The sequence below is a fragment of the Hymenobacter mucosus genome, assembly GCF_900188255.1.
GTDB classification, from domain to species: Bacteria; Bacteroidota; Bacteroidia; order Cytophagales; family Hymenobacteraceae; genus Hymenobacter; species Hymenobacter mucosus.
In genome coordinates, this window is sequence record NZ_FZNS01000007.1 from 75,393 (window position 1) to 94,952 (window position 19,560).

At 58.0% G+C, this 19,560-nt stretch carries 18 protein-coding genes; 12 read left to right on the forward strand and 6 right to left on the reverse strand.

Annotated elements, in window-relative coordinates; all coding sequences use genetic code 11:
* Positions 1-28: 28 nt before the first annotated feature.
* The 6 genes from CHB83_RS16605 to CHB83_RS16630 form a co-directional block, all read right to left on the reverse strand.
* Positions 29-1,462: a GH1 family beta-glucosidase gene (locus CHB83_RS16605; protein WP_089333423.1), complete on the reverse strand. Its 1,434-nt coding sequence runs from the start codon at positions 1,460-1,462 to the stop codon at positions 29-31.
* A gap of 97 nt (positions 1,463-1,559) precedes the next feature.
* Complete coding sequence (locus tag CHB83_RS16610) at positions 1,560-2,579, reverse strand: glycosyltransferase family protein (RefSeq protein WP_089333424.1); 1,020 nt, start codon at positions 2,577-2,579, stop codon at positions 1,560-1,562.
* A 16-nt stretch (positions 2,580-2,595) separates the two neighbouring features.
* Positions 2,596-3,450: a UDP-2,3-diacylglucosamine diphosphatase gene (locus tag CHB83_RS16615; protein WP_089333425.1), complete on the reverse strand. Its 855-nt coding sequence runs from the start codon at positions 3,448-3,450 to the stop codon at positions 2,596-2,598.
* On the reverse strand, positions 3,447-3,659 hold the full coding sequence (locus tag CHB83_RS16620; protein WP_089333426.1) for a hypothetical protein: 213 nt from the start codon (positions 3,657-3,659) through the stop codon (positions 3,447-3,449). The genes CHB83_RS16615 and CHB83_RS16620 overlap by 4 nt, the downstream gene beginning before the upstream one ends.
* A 237-nt stretch (positions 3,660-3,896) precedes the next feature.
* On the reverse strand, positions 3,897-4,520 hold the full coding sequence (locus CHB83_RS16625) for a response regulator transcription factor (protein WP_179225547.1): 624 nt from the start codon (positions 4,518-4,520) through the stop codon (positions 3,897-3,899).
* A 109-nt stretch (positions 4,521-4,629) separates the two neighbouring features.
* On the reverse strand, positions 4,630-6,618 hold the full coding sequence (locus CHB83_RS16630) for a tetratricopeptide repeat-containing sensor histidine kinase (RefSeq protein WP_089333428.1): 1,989 nt from the start codon (positions 6,616-6,618) through the stop codon (positions 4,630-4,632).
* Positions 6,619-6,991: 373 nt separating this feature from the next.
* Here CHB83_RS16630 and CHB83_RS16635 point away from each other — a divergent pair, with 373 nt between their 5' ends.
* The 12 genes from CHB83_RS16635 (at position 6,992) to CHB83_RS16685 (ending at position 19,364) form a co-directional block, all read left to right on the forward strand.
* Positions 6,992-7,600, forward strand: a complete 609-nt coding sequence (locus CHB83_RS16635) for a CsgE family curli-type amyloid fiber assembly protein (protein WP_089333429.1) — start codon at positions 6,992-6,994, stop codon at positions 7,598-7,600.
* A gap of 31 nt (positions 7,601-7,631) precedes the next feature.
* The gene (locus CHB83_RS16640; protein WP_089333430.1) at positions 7,632-8,063 is read left to right on the forward strand and encodes a curli production assembly/transport component CsgF; all 432 of its coding nucleotides are present in this window, start codon (positions 7,632-7,634) and stop codon (positions 8,061-8,063) included.
* Between the two features lie 17 nt (positions 8,064-8,080).
* Positions 8,081-9,475, forward strand: a complete 1,395-nt coding sequence (locus tag CHB83_RS16645; RefSeq protein WP_089333431.1) for a CsgG/HfaB family protein — start codon at positions 8,081-8,083, stop codon at positions 9,473-9,475.
* Positions 9,476-9,555: 80 nt separating this feature from the next.
* Positions 9,556-10,911 (forward strand): hypothetical protein, encoded by a 1,356-nt coding sequence (locus CHB83_RS16650; protein ID WP_089333432.1) that lies wholly within the window; start codon positions 9,556-9,558, stop codon positions 10,909-10,911.
* A gap of 165 nt (positions 10,912-11,076) precedes the next feature.
* A complete protein-coding gene (locus CHB83_RS16655; protein WP_089333433.1) occupies positions 11,077-12,597 on the forward strand; it encodes a hypothetical protein in 1,521 nt (506 codons plus the stop codon).
* A gap of 79 nt (positions 12,598-12,676) precedes the next feature.
* Positions 12,677-13,189, forward strand: coding sequence for a hypothetical protein (locus tag CHB83_RS16660; protein ID WP_089333434.1), 513 nt, complete (start codon positions 12,677-12,679; stop codon positions 13,187-13,189).
* A gap of 167 nt (positions 13,190-13,356) precedes the next feature.
* Entirely contained in the window at positions 13,357-14,883 is a 1,527-nt protein-coding gene (locus CHB83_RS16665) for a carboxypeptidase regulatory-like domain-containing protein (RefSeq protein ID WP_089333435.1), read from the forward strand.
* 318 nt (positions 14,884-15,201) lie between these two features.
* Positions 15,202-15,840, forward strand: coding sequence for a DUF1349 domain-containing protein (locus tag CHB83_RS16670; RefSeq protein WP_245855376.1), 639 nt, complete (start codon positions 15,202-15,204; stop codon positions 15,838-15,840).
* Between the two features lie 824 nt (positions 15,841-16,664).
* Complete coding sequence (locus tag CHB83_RS16675) at positions 16,665-17,297, forward strand: hypothetical protein (protein WP_089333436.1); 633 nt, start codon at positions 16,665-16,667, stop codon at positions 17,295-17,297.
* 227 nt (positions 17,298-17,524) lie between these two features.
* Positions 17,525-17,677: a PAS domain S-box protein gene (locus CHB83_RS24415; protein WP_143437166.1), complete on the forward strand. Its 153-nt coding sequence runs from the start codon at positions 17,525-17,527 to the stop codon at positions 17,675-17,677.
* Positions 17,650-18,960 (forward strand): sensor histidine kinase, encoded by a 1,311-nt coding sequence (locus CHB83_RS16680; RefSeq protein WP_089333437.1) that lies wholly within the window; start codon positions 17,650-17,652, stop codon positions 18,958-18,960. Before CHB83_RS24415 ends, CHB83_RS16680 begins: the two co-directional genes overlap by 28 nt.
* 5 nt (positions 18,961-18,965) lie before the next feature.
* Entirely contained in the window at positions 18,966-19,364 is a 399-nt protein-coding gene (locus CHB83_RS16685; RefSeq protein ID WP_089333438.1) for a response regulator, read from the forward strand.
* Positions 19,365-19,560 lie beyond the last annotated feature (196 nt).

Genomic DNA, 19,560 nt, shown 5'->3' on the forward strand with positions numbered 1-19,560 from the left:
AAGCTACCGGGAGGCCGTTACGGCAAGGTTACAAGGCTGTTATGGAATCGTGACGAAACAGTTCCGTGCATACTTCTTCGCCCGCCAGCAGCCGCTGGTACCAGTACCCCGAGTTTTTCACGGTACGACGCTGGGTTTCGTACTCCACGTGCACTAACCCGAAGCGGGGCTCGTAGCCTTCGGCCCACTCAAAGTTGTCGGTAAACGACCAGGCGAAATATCCATCCACGGGGACACCATCCCGCTGGGCCCGCAGCACCTGCCCAATGCAAGCGCGCAGGTAGGCCTCGCGAGCTACGTCGGGTACCGTGCCGGCGACCAGCACGTCGGGGAAGGCAGCACCGTTTTCCGTCACTAGCAAGCGCGGGGCTTGGGCGTAGGCGCCAAACTGCTTGAGCATATGGTAAATGCTCTCGGGAAAAACTTCCCAGCCCATTTGGGTGTATGGCACACCCCGCCGAACAGCGCCCACCAAATTGGCCCACAGCAAGGGCACGTACGGAGCATGACGCACCACCTCGCGGGTATAGTTCTGGACGCCCCAAAAGTCGAAGGCGAAGGGCAAGGCGGCCTCATCGCCAGGCTGCATGTAGCGCTCCAATCGGCTCAGAAAGGGCGCATCCGCTACGGGGTAGCCTAGGCCCGCGGCGGGCTCCACGAACAACCGGTTGAGCACGGCATCGGCGCGGCGAGTGGCGCGCTCGTCGCGCGGGAGGCCAGGGCGCCAGGGCATGAGGTAAGAGCAGGAAAACGTGGTGCCAATGCTTGTTGATGCCGGTAGTGCCGCCCGCAGAGCCCGGCCGCCCTCGGCTTGGGCCAGGGCCGCGTGGTGAGTGGCCGCCAGAAAAGCCCCCAAGCTCCGCCGCCCCGGTGCGTGCACCCCCAGGAGGTGGCCGGCCCCAGTGAACACCATCGGTTCATTCAGTACCATCCAATGCTGCACCCGGTCGCCGAGGCGGGCAGCCAGTACGTGCGCGTAGTCGGCTAACCAGCCCACCACGGCGCGGTTGGTCCAGCCACCCCGTTGTTGCAGCGCCTGCGGCAAGTCCCAGTGGTATACCGTAAGCCAGGGCCTGATGCCGCGCTCCAAACACCCATCCACCAGCCGGTCGTAGAAGTCGAGGCCGGGCGCGTGTACCGGGCCCGTACCCGTGGGCATAACCCGGGCCCAGGCCGCCGAGAACCGGAAGTCGGGAATGCCCAGTGCTTGCATCAAGTCCAAATCGGCGGGCCAGCGGTGGTAAAAGTCGGTGGCTACGTCGCCGGTATGGCGGCCCTTGATGGCACGGCGGCCCCGCACAAACGCATCCCAAATACTGGGCCCCTTACCGTCTGCGGCCCAGCTACCCTCCGTTTGGTAAGCCGCCGTCGATACGCCCCAGTGAAAATTGGGTCCAAAATCAGAACGGGAATAGGACGCGGGGGTGGTAGGCGGGAAAAAAGCCGAAGGTAATGCAGCCATTAGCAGAGAAAGGAAGCCATGAGCAAGGGGGCAGGTGGGCGCTGCCGCTTTCTGCTTCTTCCACACCCTATGCCGGGACAGAAGAAGCGAGTAGTGCTCATACGAGAAGCGCCGGGTGCTGGGCAACGTGCTTCGTAAGAACTCGGTCTAGGATTTGGGCGGTTTCGTCGGGGTAGTGCACGGGTGTGGGGCGCCCGTGTTGCAGCCAGTGGTCGAGTAGGGGCAGGTGCTTATCTTTGAGGCTTTTGGCTACCGGAACGCCTAGGGTTGCTAAGGCGGCAGCGTTGCAAGCTTGCTCGTACTGATTTTTCATGGGTATCACCAGCAGCTTCTTGCCTAAAAACAGCGCTTCGGCCGGCGTTTCAAACCCGGCCCCGCAGAGTACGCCGGTACTGCGAGCCATGCTGTCGGTGAAGGCTGCCCCGCTCACTGGCCGCACCCACACATTGCCGTACCGGGCTTCCTTGGTGCTGTGTTTGGAAAATACTTCCCACTTTGTGGTGCGACTAAGGTAGCGCAGGCGGTGCACGAGCCGGGGTTCGTCGAACGCGGGTAGGTAGACGGTGTAGTGCTCCTCTTGGCGGGGCATTAGGCAGCGCACCTGCTGGCGGATAACCGGCGTGTAGATATCGGGCGCGTAAGCAGCAAAATGAAACCCGTAGCAAACCGTGGCGGGGGCATAGTGCCGCAGCACCGTGCGGCCTACCACGTCGGTCTGCTTGGGTTGAGGGGCGGCCGAGTGCAGCACGGCACTTTGGTGGCTAAGGGCCACGCACGGCACGCGCCGCCGCCGGCAGGCCCAGGCCGATACGGGCTCAAAGTCGCTGATGACCAAGTCGTAGTCTTGCACGGGCAGGGCGCGCATCTCCCGCAGGAAAGAGGCCGAGTTAAGCTGCCAGAAGGTTTTCAAGAAATCGACCCCACCCTTTTTACCGAATACGAACCCCATGCCGTGGTAGCGGTAGCGCACCGGCACGGGCAAAATAGTATTTGCTCCCGGCCCGCTAATAAGCACATCGAGGCGGCTGGCTCGCTGCTGCAGGAGCGGTACAATGTCGAGTGCCCGGCTCAGGTGGCCATTGCCAGTGCCTTGAATGGCGTATAAGATGCGGGGCATACAGCAGGGTAAGGAGTTAGCAGCCCGCGAGTTTAAACTCGGCGAGCAAGCCGGCCAGCAGGGCGTCGGTGGTTTCGTGGGTGGTGTCGGCATCGGCCACGGCGGGCAGCTCCATGGCGGGGTCGGCGGCGTAGTGGTAAAGCTGCCAGCCCTGGGTTGTGGTGTACTCCAGAGCCGTCAGGTTCTCAATCCAGTCGCCGGAGTTGAGGTACACTACCTCCTTGCCAGCAGCGGTTTGAATGGGCCGCAGGGCGGGCTGGTGAATGTGGCCGCACGCTACGTAGCGGTAGCCCGCGTCGGCGGCAATGGTGGCGGCAGTCTGCTCGAAGTCCCCAATTAGGCGTACGGCTCCTTTCACCCGGTCTTTCACTACTTTGGAAAGAGCCACCCGGGGACGACCTACTTTGGCCAGCAAAAAGTTTACGAGGCGGTTCAGCAGAATCAGGGCGTCGTAGCCGTGGGCCCCCAGGCGGGCCAGCCAGCGGGCGTGCCGCATAGTCACGTCGAAGACGTCGCCGTGAAATAGCCACGTCTTGCCGGCAGGCAAGTCCAAGACCAGCTTATTGGCGATGGAGAGGGCACCTAGCCGGGTACCCGCGAAGCGCCGCAGTAGCTCGTCGTGGTTGCCCGTGAGGTAGTGAATTTGGGTGCCCTGGCTTAGTAGGCGCACCAAGTAGCGCACCACGCGCATGTGGGCGGGGGGCCAGTAGTTTTTGCTGAACTGCCAGATATCAATGATGTCGCCGTTCAGCACCAGCACTTTAGGCCGAATGCTTTTGAGGTAGCGCAACAGTTCTGCCGCGTGGCAACCGTAGGTGCCCAGGTGCACATCGGAAATAACGGCAACTTCCAGGGGGCGCCGCTTTTTCACGGGCGCTTACCAGCTATGGTGATGGTAGGGGTGCGGGCCCAAAAGCGTGGCCGCAGCGGCTTGGGTGGAAGTTCACTGGCCCGGAAGGGGGAGCGAAAGGACTTGGCCAGATGGAGCCCGTACACTACCACCAACATCAGCTGGAAGCAGGCCGATCCTAGCCAGCTTGCTGCGTGGCGCAGCAAGGGAATCGTGGTGGGTGCGTGCATATTGAGCGAGCCAGTTTGATTCGCTTCAAAAGTCGCATGTAGTTATTAATCAGGTATTGCGGAGATGTTGCTAGTGGGTTACGTTGTGCGTGCCGCTGCCCCAATGCCCGCCGTGGTAGTGCCTATTTCACCACTGCCTCCCGGCTAGTCCAGGAGGCAGTGGATGAAATAGACGTAGCACTATAGTCGGCTATCAATGGTGGGTAGAATAGGGATAGATAACGTAGTTGCTAATAGCTATAGATGGCTTTTGCTCCGGCGTAGTAGCTCGGCTTTGGAGTTGATTTGAAGCTTGTCGTACACGGAGCGGATGTAAGCTCGCACCGTATTAATACTAATACCAAGGCGGTCGGCCACGAGCTTGTAGCTGAGGCCTTGCTCCAGGGCTTCTACAATCTGCTGCTCGCGGGCCGTCAGATTGTTGGTAGGCGCGGCGGGCCGGAAGTAACGCATAACGTGGCGCGCTACCGCTGGCGACATGGGCGAGCCGCCCGCTAAGACGTCCAGCAGGGCCTGCTTAATTTCGGGCAAGGGCGTGGTTTTCACGAGGTAGCCTACGGCACCCGCACACATAGCCTTGAAAATTCGCTCGGCATCCTGGTACACCGTAATCAGTACTACCTCAGCCTGGGGCGCTAGCTCGTGCAGCTGCGCTATCCCCGCAATACCCGACATACCCGGTAACCCAATGTCAGAGAGCACCAAGCGGGGCTTAGGCGCTCCGGCCGCAAGGTCGGCCAGTAGTTCCTCCACCGACTCGGCAACCAACACGCAGTCAAACTCAGGCTGGGCGCACAAGTAAGTATGCAGCGCCTCCCGAATGGCTGGTTGGTCTTCAATGATGGCCAGTGGAACTTGCATGGTGACAAAGGTAGGCGGCCTGATGACGCTGCGGTATCGCATATTCATGCGATGGAGCTTGCACGCAAGTAAAGCCGTACTACCCCCGCAGCCTAGCCTACTCACCCCCTTACGTGAGGGGCATTTGCACACGCAGGCGAAACCCAGTAGGGCCCATGCTGGCAATGGCCTCGCCGCCCACGGCAGCGGCCCGCTGGCTGATGTTGCGCAGCCCGTGGCCCGTGCGGCGCTGGTGTTGGTAGGGGCGGTTCTCAACAACTGAGGTAGCTGGCTGGCCGTTATCCGCAATATTGAGCACTAAACGGCCGGGGTCGGGCAAGTACAACCCTATCGTGACCTGGTTGGCCTGGCGGGCATGCTTCAGAATGTTGTGCAGAGCTTCCTTGTAAATAAGATACAGATTGCGGCGCAGCAGTACTGGTAGCCGCTGTTCGGGCAGGGCGGCAGGAACTTCAAAAGTGACTTCAAAGCCCGCGGGCGGCAGCACCTCGTAGGCGTAGTCGCGCATGCGGTCCAGCAAATCAGGCAGGTGGTCATTGTGCGCATCCAGGCTCCATACCACGTCGTTCAGTTGGCGGACGGCCGTGCGGCTGGCGTCGGCAATTTGGTTTAATTGCTCGCGCTGACCTTCCACATCAGCTAGGCCCTCTTGCAGAAGGCCACTTTGCAGGGCAATTTGGGAAAGCAACGTTCCCACATCATCATGCAGATCGGCCGCGAGACGCTTGCGCAGAGCTTCCTCATGCAGACGCTGCCGCCGCTTATACGTCCAGACCACGATGCCGCCAGCAAGCAGGGTCAGCACCGCTAAAATAGCCTGCTGCTGGTGCTGGCGCAGATCAGCCAGTTCCTGCTGCTGGGCCAGCTCCCGGCGCTGGCTGGCTTCCTGCTCTTGCTCGGCGCGGAATTGTAGGGCTGCTACCCGGCGCCGGGTAGCATTTCCTGTGAGGCTATCGGCGTAGGCACCGGCTTCCCGCTGGTAACGGTAGGCTACCACAAAATCGCCCTGTTGGGCTCCTGCCCTAGCCAAGAGCGTGGCGGCCGCGGCGCCCTCCTCCTTAAGGTTGCTGGTTCGGCTCAGGCGCAAGCTCTGCATGCCGTAGTATTGGGCGCTGTCGAGCTGGCCAGTACGCAAAAAAGCACGGGATAGAACGAGTTGCAAGCGCGCCATTTCCCGGGTTGTGCGGGCCTCGCGCAGTAAGACGCGTCCCTGGGCAAGTGCCTGGGCTGCACGGCCTTGGTACTCATCCATCTTTACCAAGTTGATGCGGGTAGGCAACAGTCCTTGCTCGTTGTACACGGGCTGGTAGCTACGTAGGGCCTGGGTATAATAGTACTGGGCCCGAGCCCACTGCTGCTGCTGCTCGCTTAGCTCGCCCAAGGCCGTGTAGGCGTGGCCATACCCGATGGCGTCGTGCAGTTGCTTAGCTAGGCCCAGGGCCCGAAGTAGGCTGCGGCGGGCCTGGTCGTACTCGCCCAGGGCCGTACTCGTGAGCCCGTGTTGGATGCGGAGAAATAGCTCTGGCTTGGTAAGCTTTTCCGTACGGGCCAGCTGTAGCCCCGCCAGGTTGGCAGCTAAGGATTGCCCATATAGGCCTTGCTCAAAGTAAATGCGCGTCAGCCCATAGATGGCTCGCGTTTCGTTGAAGCGGTCCTGCAACCGCACGTAGAGCTGGTGGGCCTGCTGAGTATAGTTTAATGCCTGCACGTAGCGGCTCTGTTCCCGGTAGTAGTAGCCCAGCCCGAATAGGGCATCGGCCTGGCCGCGCATGTAGTGCAGGTGCGTTGCCAATGCCAGGGCTTGCCTGAACAAAGTAGCCGACTCAGTGGCGCTATTTGAGCGCAGCAAAAGGGCCAGGGAATTGAGGCGGTTTACGCGGACCGTATCTGGCTGCCGATGCGCCAGCAAAAACTGCCGTAAGCTACCTACCGCTGGCGAATGCGCTGGTGAGGAAGCACTAGGCGTTGCTGGCCGGCCGGGAACCGGACCCGGCAACGGTTGCTCGGTTACTGAAGCAGGAGCAAAACCCTGCGCAGTGCCTTCTACTAGCAGAAAGCTTACTAACCAGAGAAAGTGAAAACGGTACGCAGCAAACAAAGGGGAAATGGCAAAAAAGGTCGGAGCAGGAACTTACGAAATTTCAGCGTGCCCGGTAAGCAGCGGGTCATTATTCCGGCTGAAGTAACAGCTTCCATCTACAAATCAGCGGGTAAAGGGCAGGGTGGCAGAGGTGCTGCGTGGACAGACCGTGCTGCTCGCTTGTGGTATGAGATAAGGAACAGTGTCATAGACTGCTAACCAAGGACATGCAGCAGGAGTGAGTTACTTTCCTAGTACAGTTGAGTCGATAACAATAAAAACATATTTTTATAGTATTATTCAACTAAATAATTGAATATTGAATAAATATTGGTCTGTGCGGTTGCTTACGATTATCACTATCTTATTCAGGTACCGGTGGGCACCACCCATGGTAAACACCTTGCTGACGTTTCGCAGGCGGTTTTGGCTAGTGCTATTGGGTGGCATTATGCTGCAAACTGCTCCGCCCAGCTACGCCCAGGTGAAGCCGAAAGCTTCCGCGCCGGCGCCAGCGCCAGCAAAACGCCCCCCACCCACGGGGGGTGCCCCCGCCGCCACTCCAGGCACCTTGCCCGCGGCCAAGGTAGAAGAGGCCCTGCGCCTGCTCTTGCAAGCCACTGCCACACCCGACTCCCTGCAAAACAACCGCCTCCAGTTGCCCGAAGCAGAAATCAACGGCCTGGTAATCGACCAGACCATCACCAAGATTGGGCGCGACTTCTACGGCCTGTTTTACGGGCAATGGGACCCGCCCCAGGGTTTGGGCGAATACACGGTTGTCATTCAGGAGAAGCCCGGTCGGGGTACCACCACGCTCATCTCCGTCACCGTCAATGATAATGCGCTGGTAGACCTGCCATTGTCGCCCAACAACGACGCCATTGAGGACGCCGTCGCTTACAGCCTCAGCTTAACTCTCGACTACCTCATCAACGCCCGCAACGTCAGCCAGCAACTGGATACCACCGCCGATAATCCTGGTACTGAAGTGTACTAGTCCTTTCCCTTCCGCCCGCTCTGTTCTGTCCATGAAAACAACTGTACTGCTTCCTTTTTTCGCTGCCCTCGTTGCTGTGCTTGGGTGGCATCCGGCTGCGGCCCAAGACCTGATTTACCGCCCCGTAAACCCGGCATTCGGCGGCGACTCTTTCAACTATCAGTGGCTGCAAAGCTCGGCTCAGGCCCAGAACTCCACCAAGGACCCAAACGCCCCCCAAGCGCCCGCCCAACTCGACCCTTTGCAGCAGTTTCAGCAAAGCCTGAACCAGCAGATTCTGGGGCAGCTGGCCCAGCGCCTCGTGGGCAACCAATTTGGTACGGGTGCCGACCCTCTCCGGCCGGGAAACTATTCTGTAGGCACCTACCAAATAGGGGTGAACCCCAACGGAACCGGCTTCTCCATTAATATCCTGGATACCAGTACGGGCAACCAAACGACGATTACCATACCAGGGCTATAGGCGCTGGCACCTGCCGAATGAAAAAAGCAATACCATATTATCGTTGGGTGCTGGGAGGGCTGTTATTGGGGCTGAGTAGTTGTGCCGCCTATTTTCACCAGCCGGTCCGGGAGGAGCGGGCGCGTTTAGGAGCAGAGTTGCAAGGCAACAGCTTGTTGCGCCAGCTACCCGAGCCCAAGGAGCGCATTGTGGTGGCCGTGTATAAGTTTCGTGACCAAACCGGCCAGTACAAGCCCGCCGACAACGGCACTAGTTTCTCCACGGCCGTCACCCAGGGTGCTACCAGCATTTTGCTTCGGGCCTTGGAAGAGTCGAAGTGGTTTAACGCCATTGAGCGCGAAAACCTGAGCAACCTGCTCAACGAGCGCAAAATCATTCGCTCCAGTCGGGCCGAGTATTCCCAACTCACGGGCAAGCCCCAGCCGGTACTACCGTCGTTGCTGTTTGCAGGGGTGCTGCTGGAAGGCGGCATTGTTTCGTACGACGCCAACATGCTCACGGGGGGGGCGGGCTTGCGCTACTTTGGGGCGGGGGCTTCGGGCCAGTACCGGCAAGATCGGGTAACAGTGTACCTGCGGGCCATTAGCACCAGCACCGGCGAAATTCTGAAAACCGTGTACACCACCAAAACCATCCTGTCTCAGCAAGTAGGAGCCAGCATGTTTCGGTTTGTGAAGTTTCAGCGCCTGCTGGAAGCCGAGACGGGTTTCACCTACAACGAGCCCACGGAAATTGCCGTGAAGGATGCCATTGAAAAATCGGTGCAGGCCATGGTGTACGAAGGCATGCGCGATGGACTATGGACTCCTCGCAACCCAGCCGAAACCACTGGCCCCGGCATTACGGCCTACTTTGCGGAGAAGGCCGATAATCAGCAGGTAGACGTGCTTGGCCGCCAGCAACTCGACCGGCGCGGGGCCTTAGGCATTGCCGTTACAGGGGCAGCCGTGCGCTACACCGGCGACCTGAGCAACCCGCAAGTGCGCGGGGGCGGGCAGGTAGCCTTGCAGTACCAAGGAGCCGGCAGCGGCCGGTGGGCGGGGGCCTTGCAGCTAGGGCGGTTTGCGCTAGGGGCGGGGGAAAGCTACCGCGCTCAATTCAACTACGCCGAACTGTGCGCTCAGTACCGGTTTTTTCCGCGGGAGCAGTTTACTCCCTACCTGGTGGTTGGGGGCGGAGCTACCCTGCGCGCTCCAGCAACGGGCTCCGCCGTGGTGCTCCCACACGTGGTGGCAGGGGCCGGGCTTGAGCTACTAGCTTCCAGCCGACTTGGCTTTACGCTGGGCGTCGATCATCACTACTACTTCTCCGATCGGCTAGATCAAGTACGGCTAGGCCGCTACAACGACTTTTATTGGAGTGCCCGGGCCGGCGTGGCGTTTTACCTGCTGCCGCGGGCCCCTGCTAGGTAGTAGGGTGCCTGCCCTTCTGTTTCGTCTTCTTTTTCTCGATCTACTTCCATCTTTTGGCCTTTCTCAGGCTTCCCGAGCTCATGAAAAAAATCACCTTTCTACTAGCTACGCTACTAACCACAGGGGTAGCGAGTGCGCAACACAATATCCAGCGGCTTTCCTCATCGGGCTCCGACAACGCGGTAACGGTAATCCAGACGGGGGCGCACAACATGGCTCAGGCCGCCGTTGCGGGCGAAAATATCAACGCGGCTGCTACCCAGAGCGGCTCCGGCAACCGCATCAATCAGCAAGTGCAGGGCCCCCGTAATGAAGCCTTCATTTTGCAGTCGGGGAGCGGCAACCAGGCTACCCAGAGCTTGTTGATTATGGATTCCAAGGCTCACATTACGCAGGTAGGGGCTAGCAATGTGGCTACCCAGGAAGTGAACGGCTGGTACACGAACACCGCCACCCTTTCGCAAACGGGTACGGGCAACCGCGCCACCCAGCAGCAACAAGGCGCCCTTTCCAACTCCACTCTGTCGGCCACGCAGCTAGGGAGCTACAATACGGCGGTGCAGCACCAAGCCAACTCCAATCCGTTTACGGAAACGGCCACGGTTCACCAGTCAGGGGGGAGTGCCAACCAGGCTCACCAGCTACAATCGGGCGGCAACAACCACGCCGATGTCCGCCAGGTAGGCAACGGCAACGGCGCTATGCAGGAGCAAACCGGCAACTTCCGCTTGGGTGGTCAGCGCGGCATAATTGAGCAAAATGGTACGCGCAACCGCGTCAGTCAGGACCAAAGCAATGGCTCCAATCAGGCCCTGGCGTCGCAGTCAGGCAACGACAATGCCATTTCGCAGCAGCAGGTGGCATTGGGCTCCCGTAGCACGGCCACCCAAGTAGGAAGTGCCAATACGCTGGTGCAGGAGCAGCAGAATGGCAACGTGGTATCGGAGGTTACGGCCACCCAGCACGGCGTGGGCAACGTGGCTACCCAAATGCAGGGCGGGAGCGGTAAGGCAACGGTAAGCCAGGTAGGTAACCGAAACGTGGCGGCCCAAGACCAGCAGTGGAACGGCGCAGAGGACGCAGCCATTACGCAAACCGGCAACGGCAACCGCGCGGAACAGCGGCAGACTACCCCGCGCACCACAGCCTACATTGAGCAAGATGGAGCTGGCAACCAGGCGTCCCAGGCGCAAACTAGCACCAACACTTCAGCTTATACCATCCAGTACGGCAACGGTAACCGGGGCGCGCAGCAACAAGACAAAGGTTCGAACAACCACACGGTACTATTTCAGAACGGCAACGACAACTATGGCCGTCAGCAGCAGGCAGGGTTCAATAATTCCGTAGAGACCTACCAAGCACAATTTGGCAACCGCAGCGAGGTATTCCAGGAGGGTAGCAACAGCCGAATTATCAGCAAGCAAAATCAGTAAGCATCCGCTTTTCGATGCGGTTACGCTACTATAAATGAATTAATTTGTTTATAAATAATATTTGATAGATTATATACAATAACTACCTTGATTTAGCTAAAGAATTTATTGCCACTGATTTATTACCCCTGGCTTCAGCCTTCCACCCATCATATCATTACGCCCATGAAAAAAGCTACATTCCTAGTTGCCGCTTTGCTAGCGGCCGGTGCCGCTGCGGCCCAAAACAACACCCAGAAGATAACGACTTCAGGGAATAACAACTTGGTTTCGATAGAGCAGACGGGCACCTATAATGACGCCCAGGTAAGCTTGTTGGGTGATATGCATAGCGCATCGACAACCCAAGCGGGCTTTGGTAACAAGGCGGCCCAGCAGGTATCGGGGATTAACGTTCAGACCACTATTCAGCAAACGGGCAACAGCAACCAAGCTACCCAAACGGCGCAAGGCGCTAGCACCTCCCGTATCCTCATCACACAGGTAGGCAACGCCAACCAAGCCACGCAAGCACAGGTAGGCGGTATAGGTACGATCATGGAGGTGCAGCAAACCGCCAATGGCAACAGCGTAAGCCAGCAGCAAAACGGAACTGTCGGTTCTGCTATGCAGGTAAACCAGAGCAGCGGCTACAACACGGCCGTGCAGGTGCAGGATGGGTCTTTTCCCAGTCGACTGTTGGTGAACCAGACTACGGGTACCGCCAACTACGCCTCACAACAGCAGGGTGGCGGCGAAAATGTTGCAACCATCACCCAAGATGGTACCAGCAACCGCGCCACCCAAGATCAGGTTGGCAGCTTCAAGCTAGGGGGGCAGCGCGGCAGCATTGGCCAAGTGGGAGTACGAAACGTTGCTACGCAGGTACAGCGCAACGGCAGCAACGGCGCCGAGGCTACGCAGGATGGCAACGACAACTCCCTAACTCAGACCCAGACCTCCTTGGCCAGCGCGGCGCGCGCCTCTCAAATGGGTAGTAGCAACCGACTAATGCAAATCCAGGAAGGCTCGCTTTCACAAGTGGCCGCCACGCAAAACGGCGTGAGTAACGTCGCTAATCAGCTGCAGCGAGGAACGTCCGTGTCGGCTACCATTTCCCAGAACGGCAACCGCAACGTGGTCAGCCAAGTGCAGCAGCAAAGCGAAGGCGCTTCTGTTCCATCTGCGCAGAGCACGCTTTTGGTTACGCAAACGGGTAGTGACAACAGCAGCCGCCAAGAGCAGGGTACGGTCTTATCTAGCGCTACCCTCACTCAGCTAGGAACGGCCAACCGTGCTACGCAAACCCAGTCAGGGCAAAACCAGGCAGCTACCCTTACCCAAAACGGCAAGCAGAACACAGCTACGCAAGCTCAAACAAACGGTTACAACATTGCTACCGTTGAGCAAACGGGTGAGCGGCACGTGGCCTCGCAAACCCAAACCAACTTTGCCGCCGCCGGTGGCGAGGAGAGCGGCATGGTCACCATCCGCCAGTACGGCGCCGCCCAGCAAGCCGTGCAGGTGCAGGCGGGCGGCAATGGCAACCAGGCCCTAATTGAGCAGTACGGCAGTAACAACTACGCCCGCCAGGAGCAAGTAGGCGAGTATAACTCGGTGCGCACCTACCAGGGCCAGTACGGCAACCGCAGTGAAACCTCTCAGTCGGGTAGCGGCAATGTGCTGGTCATCAGGCAAAACCAGTAAGGTAGCTAGCGGCCGCCATCTGGGGGGCTTAATCGTTCTGAGCTCAGGCAACACTAGGTGCTCTTCTTTCTACCTTCTTATGAAAACAAACCTCTTTGCTTTCCTAGCCGCGGCTACTTTCGCTATAAGCGCCCACCAGGGCCGGGCCCAAAGTGCCGCTGCTACGGAACAGCAACTATTGCAAGAGCTACGTCCGGAACAAGTGGAGGGCACCCCCGCCGCCTTGGTGTCCACGGGGCGGTTGAACGTGGCTCAGCTCACTCAGCAGGGTACGGCCAACATGGCGCAAATCACGCAGGTAGGCAGTAGCAACCTCACCACCATCACGCAGGCAGGCACGGAAAACGTGGCTTTAAGCACCATCACTGGCTACGGTACTACCTCCGAAATTACCCAAAGTGGTACGCGTAATCTGGTAGACCAGCAGCTGACGGTAAACCAGCGTCAGTACTCAGTGCTACAGCAGGGCGCCAACAATCAGCTTCGGCAAGTGGAAAGCGGCTCGCAGGCCCCCCCTGGCTACGAGGTGAAGATGGTAGGCAACGGAATCAACATGACTATTCAACAAGGGCAGGCTACCTACCGCCCCTAGCCATTTCTGTGCTGCCACCTCCCGCGGACTGTGCCTCACGGCTGTCTGCGGGAGGTGGTTTGCTTCGTGGGACGACAACGCGGTGAGCTCTGCTATCTAGCGCAGGTGCTACCTTGCTTTGCCTCCGGAGCTCGGCTCCTTTTTGCCTCGAACTCGTCTTCCTTTCTATGTATAGTTTATTGCGTACCAGGGCTAGTTGGCTGCTGGTACTTCTGCTAAGCCCTCTGCTACTTGCCTGCGAAGAAAACACCATTGAGCCTTCGCAGCTTGGGTCCTTGGAAGGATTAGTGCTGGAAAGCCGCACTAACCTTCCGTTGCCCAACGTGGTGATTACTACCAACCCTGCTACCTCTTCTTTCACCACTGATGCTCAGGGTCGGTTTGTGCTCGCCAATTTGGGTACGGGCAAGTACACTATCACCGCCCGCAGAACCGGCTACACCGCCCAGGACATTCCGGTAACCATTGCCCAGGGCGGGGCCACCGCCATGACCATTGTGCTGGAACGAGCCACCGGCAGCAACCGCCCGCCCAATTTACCGGCATCCCCAGTTCCCGCCGACCAAGCCACTGGGGTAGATCCGGCTTCCGTGACGCTCCGCTGGCGCGTGACGGACCCCGATGGCAAGGCCGACTCCCTCCGCAGCGACGTAGTGCTCTACGAAAGCAACTCTACCACCCGCGCCCAACTGCTCACCAACTCCCGCGATACGGCGGTGACCGTGACGGCCCTCAAATACAACACCGTGTATTTCTGGCAGGTGCTGGTGCGAGACCAGGCCGGAATTGTTGTGCGCGGCGACGTGTGGCGCTTCCAAACCAAACCCCTCCCCGAAAACCGGTACCTCTATGTGCGGCAGATGAATGGCAACACCGACATTTACGCGGCCGATGCGGCTGGCGAGTCTCAGCGTCTTACCACGTCAGCCTTCATTGAAACTGCCCCCAAGCTGAGCCCCAACCGCGACCGGATTGCCTACACCTCCAATGCCACCGGCCAGTTTCAGCTATACACCATGAACCGCGACGGTTCCGACCCGCGGCGCATCACAACGCTGTCGGTGGAGGGGTACTACAACGAGGGCCTGGGCTACTGCTGGTCGCCGGATGGCTCCCAGTTGCTGTACACCCACTACGATCAACTCTACCGCATCAACCGCGACGGCACGGGGCGCACGCTCCTGAGCACGGCCCCCGCTGGTCGGCACTTCCGGGAGTGCGACTGGACGGCCCAGGGCAACCGCGTGCTGGTTCAAACCATCGGCTCCCAGGTGTTTGACTCGGAAGTCTACTTAATGAATGCCGACGGCTCAAACCGCACCCAAGTGCTAACCAACCTACCTGGCCGGTTAGACTCCCCCACGTTTAGCCTGGATGGCCGGCAGTTTCTGTACTCGCGCGACCTGGCGGGCCTTGACGACGTAACGGGTCGGCAGCTGAATGCCCACCTGTTTATTCAGAACTTGGATGGCACCGGAGTGGTAGACCTTTCGGCGGCCGGTCCTACCAGTGTCGACGATAAGCCCGATGGTACGAATGACCTGTACCCCCGCATTTCTCCCGACGGCAGCCGGGTCATCTTTGTCAATGTAGTAAACGACGGCCTCAGTGCCCCCGACGTGTGGACTCTGCGTTTGGCTGATTACGGCCGTACGCGCCTGTTTCAGAACGCTTCGCTACCTGATTGGAAGTAACGCGGCGCTATGTAAGCTCCCGGAAGTGGGTGGCAGAGCAAGAGTTAGTCACCAAACTCTTGCTCTGCCACCCATTTTGCATTGTAGCCAGTAGGCTGGTTTGGGTAGTTGTGTATGCGTTTATGGCAGTAAGAGATGCAGAAAGCAGGATGCTATATGTATAGCTTGCACCAGTGCCGTAAGGCATGAAAATATCGGTTGCTTCAACCAAGGTCTTTGCCGGATGATGCGCCTGCTATTTGTACCTCTAATTGCGCCTTTCATCCACCTAACTGTTGCTGGTTCTCTACCACCAAAGCCAGCGCCTACTTGTGCCTTATGCAAACACTACCGGCTACTGCCCTTCTTTTCACCGCGCTGGGGCTGAGTTCCCTCTCCGCCTCGGCCCAATCCTTTTCCGCTATGCGCTGGCAGAATGCGCCCAAGAAAACCACCATCACGCCCACGAAAATGCAGGTGCAAGTAGAGGGCGGCACGGACTTTTGGCGCGTGACGCACTACGGCTTCATTCGCGACAATGGGCACTTCTACTACCAAGAGCAGGAGGGCGACTTCCTGGCCAAGGTGAAGGTAGTGGGCCACTACAAAGAGCTATATGACCAAGCCGGGCTGATGATCCGCTTAGACGAGAAGAACTGGATCAAGACGGGCATTGAGTACGTGAAGGGTGTGCAAAACGTGAGTGCCGTGGTGACCCGGGATGTGTCGGACTGGTCGGTGGTGCCCCGCCAGGATAGCCCCAAGGCCGTGTGGCTTACGCTGCTGCGCAAGGGCGACTACGTAGAGATTCAGTATTCCTTCGACAATAAGGAGTTCAAGATGCTGCGCCTGGCTTACTTCCCACCCACGCCCGGCCAAAAAGTACAGGTAGGCCTAATGTGCGCCGCCCCCGATGGCAAAGGCTTCCCCGTAGAGTTTGAAGAATTCTCTATTACTCCCGTTGCGGGTACGAAATAGGAGTGGAGCCCCAGCTAGTTGAGTAGCACACAAGAGCGCCGGGGTTACCGGCGCTCTTGTGTGTGCAACACCGCCGCGCTACATACAGCTACGGGTAATGCTGCGGTGCGTTAGGAAGAGAATGCCAAGCTTGACAGTAGGTAGACAAGTGCGTTTTACCTTAATGTTTTTGGGCAAATATTGCCATACGGAGGCCAGCTAAGCCGACTGCACTACGAAGAATAGGTTTCTAAAACGACATATTTCTTGTGCATCAGCGGCACAAAGAATAAAGGAATGAGGCGTAGCAGTACCACCCTATGCTTGTAAGCCTACGCAGTAGGTTTTCTACCGCAGAGTGGAAGTGAAATTGTCTGCTTCAAATGGTACCGGGAGACAGCAATGCGCTTTGCCACTGCTCAGCTTCGGTGCTGCGCCCTCGTACTGTTTGATTGCGGAGGTGTTGACGGGGTAGTAGCTTGTTTACGGCTAGCTATTCTGCTGATTACCAAGTTGTAATTTAGTAGTAGTACACACCACTAAAGTGCAAAATACAGGCAGCAGGTGGGGGCAGAGTACCAAATGGTCTAGTCCATCGTTTTCCTGTCGGCTGCGTTCCAAACCGCTCCGACTATCCGCCTCCGCGAAGGCCCCACGGTGGCACAACGCATAGCGCCGGGAGTAGGGGAAGAGCCATATTGTTGCTCGCTCAATTCAGCGCTTTCGGGTAAGTGCAGTGCTTGAGCGCTAACTAAGGTGCTGGCTGGGCAGAAGAACTGCTTTGGTATCCGTTTTCGTAGCTCTAGAGGGTATCTCTTCCGTTAGTCATCCCGTTATAGCTTCTTATGTGCCCTACTCCCACCTTCCATTCGGAAGAGCCTGTTGTACCTGCTTCGTCAACCCCACTAAACCAGATTGCTTCTCGCTTGCTAACTCACGCGGGCCTGCCGCTGGATGCTCCCATCCTCGATTTAGGATCCAGCAGCGCCTCATTCCTAGATGATTTGCTGGCCCAGGGGTATACCAACCTTATTGCCGCCAACCTGAGCCCTGGGGCCTTGGAGGTTCACCAGCAACAGCTAGAACCCGTGCAAGCCGAGCGCGTGCTCTGGCTGGTTGATGATGTCACCCAGGCTCGCCATTTGCCCCAGTTAGGGCCCGTACTGCTCTGGCACGACCGGGCCATGTTGCGCGTGCTTACGCTCCCGGTTCACCTCACTGCCTACCGTCAGCTGCTCGACCACATGGTGGAGCCCGGCCAGGGTTGGGTGATGCTTAGCGTAGCCCTGCCGGGTGGCCCCCTGCGGGAAGGCGATTTTCTGGCTCATCCGTACGAGCTAAGCCAGTTAGCGGCTTTTTTGGGCGGCGGCTACGCACTCATCGACCACCATCCCTACGTGCATACCTTACCCAGCGGGGAGTTGCAACCCAACGTGTATGCACTGTTCCAGCGCCGCGCGCTTAGTCTAGTGGCTTAGCGTGCGGGCGTAACCGTTCTGGGGCGTCCTTGCACCTGCCATCCAAGAGCAAGATAGCTGCTTGATGTAACTATTCCCTGCTAAAATATGCGTAGATGGAGCCTTAAGGGAACTTCTCGGGCTTCTTCTCGTATTTCTTCCACTATAGCTTGGCAATATCGTGGTATACCCAGTGAAAACTAAGTAGGCGTCAGTAACTGCGTGCAATCTATCTACGTGTCCGTTTTATGAATAAGCCGGCGCCATCAGTAGACCATGAACAACGGTTTCGGTCTCTGTTTGAGAATAACCTAGACTTCTTACTGTTCCAAAACCGGGAAGGGGTCATTGTGGATGTAAACACGGCCTTTCCTTGCTCCACCTCCCGAAACCGGGAGTAGTAGGGCGACACATCAACGATTTTCTACCCTCACATCTTATTCCCCTATTCAAGCAAAAGCTCCTCGAAGCCTTTGAGGGAAAGTCTGTGACCTTCGATGTGGCCGTTCAATTTCGCGGGGCGGTGCCCAAAGTGCTTAGCGTATCGAAAGTACCCCTCATTGAAGACGGCACCATTACGGGCGTACACGTGGTGTGCCGGGATATTTCCGAGCTGACGGCCTCGCACCAGCTCATTGCCCAACAAGCGCACACGCTCAACACCTTGTTTGAGAGTATTACGGATGCCGTGTTTCTCATGGACAATGAATGGCGCATCACCTACCTCAACTCGGAAGTGGAGCGACTACTCAAGCTGAAAGAAGAGCAAATACTGGGTAAGGGCTACTGGGAAGTTTTCCCCGAAACTGGGTCAGAGGTATTCTACGAGCACTTTGTGCACGCAAAGAGGGTAGGGCACGCGGTCAAATTTGAGGCGTATTCTATTCCGCGCGAAATGTGGTTAGAGGTGAAGGCTTACCCCTCCAGCGAAGGGTTATCAGTGTACTTCAGTGACGTTACGCCGCGTAAGGAAACGGAGGCCCGGCAGGAACGACTGGCGCAGGACTTATACCAGCACAACCAGGACTTGCAGGAGTTCAATTACTTGGTATCGCACAACTTGCGGGGGCCGTTGGCCAATGCCTTGGGCTTGGCTCGAATGCTACATCCCCACGGCTCGGAGCAGGAGCAGGTGCAGGAACACCTGATTCTCAGCTTGCAGCAGCTCGACGGCTTGTTGCACGAGCTAACGACCATTCTTTCGGTTCGTGAAACCCATGGGGTGGTTGGAAACCGCACGGTAGTGCCCCTGGGCCAAGTGCTAGCGCAAGTGCAGCACCGGGTGCGGGAGTCGCTGTGCCAATCGGGCGGGACACTAACGGTTCTGATGCCCGACGAACTGACCGTATATGGTACGCATACTCAATTATTCAACATTTTCCGCAACTTGCTGGTCAATGCCATTGCATACCGGGAGCCTCAGCGCCCGTTGCGGGTGGTAGTGACGGGCCAGGCTATTCCCACGGGAGGCGTGCACGTGACCGTGGCAGACAATGGATCGGGCTTTGACCGGGCAAGGGCAGGGGCAGACGTATTTAAGTTGTACAAACGGTTTCATGCCGAGCCCAGTGGCCGGGGGCTCGGGCTTTATTTTGTTCAGGCCTACGTAACGGCTCTTGGTGGCCACATTACGGTGCAAAGCCAGCCGGGTATTGGCACCGAATTTTCCTTGTATCTCCCCTAATACATATGCGGACATTCCTTGTGGATGACGATTTCATCAGCGTATTCCTCACCGAGAAACTATTCCAGCGCGAAGGCTTTGGCGAAGGACTGCACTCCTTTGAGTCGCCCGAGAAGGCCTTGGACTCTGTTCTGCACGCCATTTCCCAGGAGTCGGTACCCGATGTTATCCTGCTGGATTTGAACATGCCCGTGCTCAATGGCTGGGATTTTTTGTCGGCTTTGCAGCCCTACGAAGCCCAACTCACGGGGCGCTGCTTCATTTACATTCTCACGTCCTCCCTGGCTCCCGCCGACCAGGTCCGGTCGGAAGAGTTTCCTCTGGTCATCGGGTTTATTCACAAGCCCTTAGATGGTATACAGGTACAGGCAATTCATGCCTACGTAGCAGAACATCAAGGGTAAGGCCGCTGTATACTAAGTGAAGAGAAAGAGTGTAAGGCCTTACCAGCCATTCGGTGGCTTACTCAGGGCAAAAGGGCAGTATAGCTGGTAGAAAGAAGAGCATGGTGCTGAATTCACCCGGCCAAATTCCCGATTCGTGGGGGATTATTGGGCATTCCTGGAGCTTGAGCAGAAGCTGCCGCCCCCAACCGGTTAC

Coding starts and splice junctions, on each gene's coding strand:
- CHB83_RS16605 (WP_089333423.1), bottom strand. CDS start 1,462: ATGGCTGCATTACCTTCGGCTTTTTTCCCGCCTACCACCCCCGCGTCC.
- CHB83_RS16610 (WP_089333424.1), bottom strand. CDS start 2,579: ATGCCCCGCATCTTATACGCCATTCAAGGCACTGGCAATGGCCACCTG.
- CHB83_RS16620 (WP_089333426.1), bottom strand. CDS start 3,659: ATGCACGCACCCACCACGATTCCCTTGCTGCGCCACGCAGCAAGCTGG.
- CHB83_RS16625 (WP_179225547.1), bottom strand. CDS start 4,520: ATGCAAGTTCCACTGGCCATCATTGAAGACCAACCAGCCATTCGGGAG.
- CHB83_RS16635 (WP_089333429.1), top strand. CDS start 6,992: ATGGTAAACACCTTGCTGACGTTTCGCAGGCGGTTTTGGCTAGTGCTA.
- CHB83_RS16640 (WP_089333430.1), top strand. CDS start 7,632: ATGAAAACAACTGTACTGCTTCCTTTTTTCGCTGCCCTCGTTGCTGTG.
- CHB83_RS16645 (WP_089333431.1), top strand. CDS start 8,081: ATGAAAAAAGCAATACCATATTATCGTTGGGTGCTGGGAGGGCTGTTA.
- CHB83_RS16650 (WP_089333432.1), top strand. CDS start 9,556: ATGAAAAAAATCACCTTTCTACTAGCTACGCTACTAACCACAGGGGTA.
- CHB83_RS16655 (WP_089333433.1), top strand. CDS start 11,077: ATGAAAAAAGCTACATTCCTAGTTGCCGCTTTGCTAGCGGCCGGTGCC.
- CHB83_RS16660 (WP_089333434.1), top strand. CDS start 12,677: ATGAAAACAAACCTCTTTGCTTTCCTAGCCGCGGCTACTTTCGCTATA.
- CHB83_RS16665 (WP_089333435.1), top strand. CDS start 13,357: ATGTATAGTTTATTGCGTACCAGGGCTAGTTGGCTGCTGGTACTTCTG.
- CHB83_RS16670 (WP_245855376.1), top strand. CDS start 15,202: ATGCAAACACTACCGGCTACTGCCCTTCTTTTCACCGCGCTGGGGCTG.
- CHB83_RS16675 (WP_089333436.1), top strand. CDS start 16,665: ATGTGCCCTACTCCCACCTTCCATTCGGAAGAGCCTGTTGTACCTGCT.
- CHB83_RS24415 (WP_143437166.1), top strand. CDS start 17,525: ATGAATAAGCCGGCGCCATCAGTAGACCATGAACAACGGTTTCGGTCT.
- CHB83_RS16685 (WP_089333438.1), top strand. CDS start 18,966: ATGCGGACATTCCTTGTGGATGACGATTTCATCAGCGTATTCCTCACC.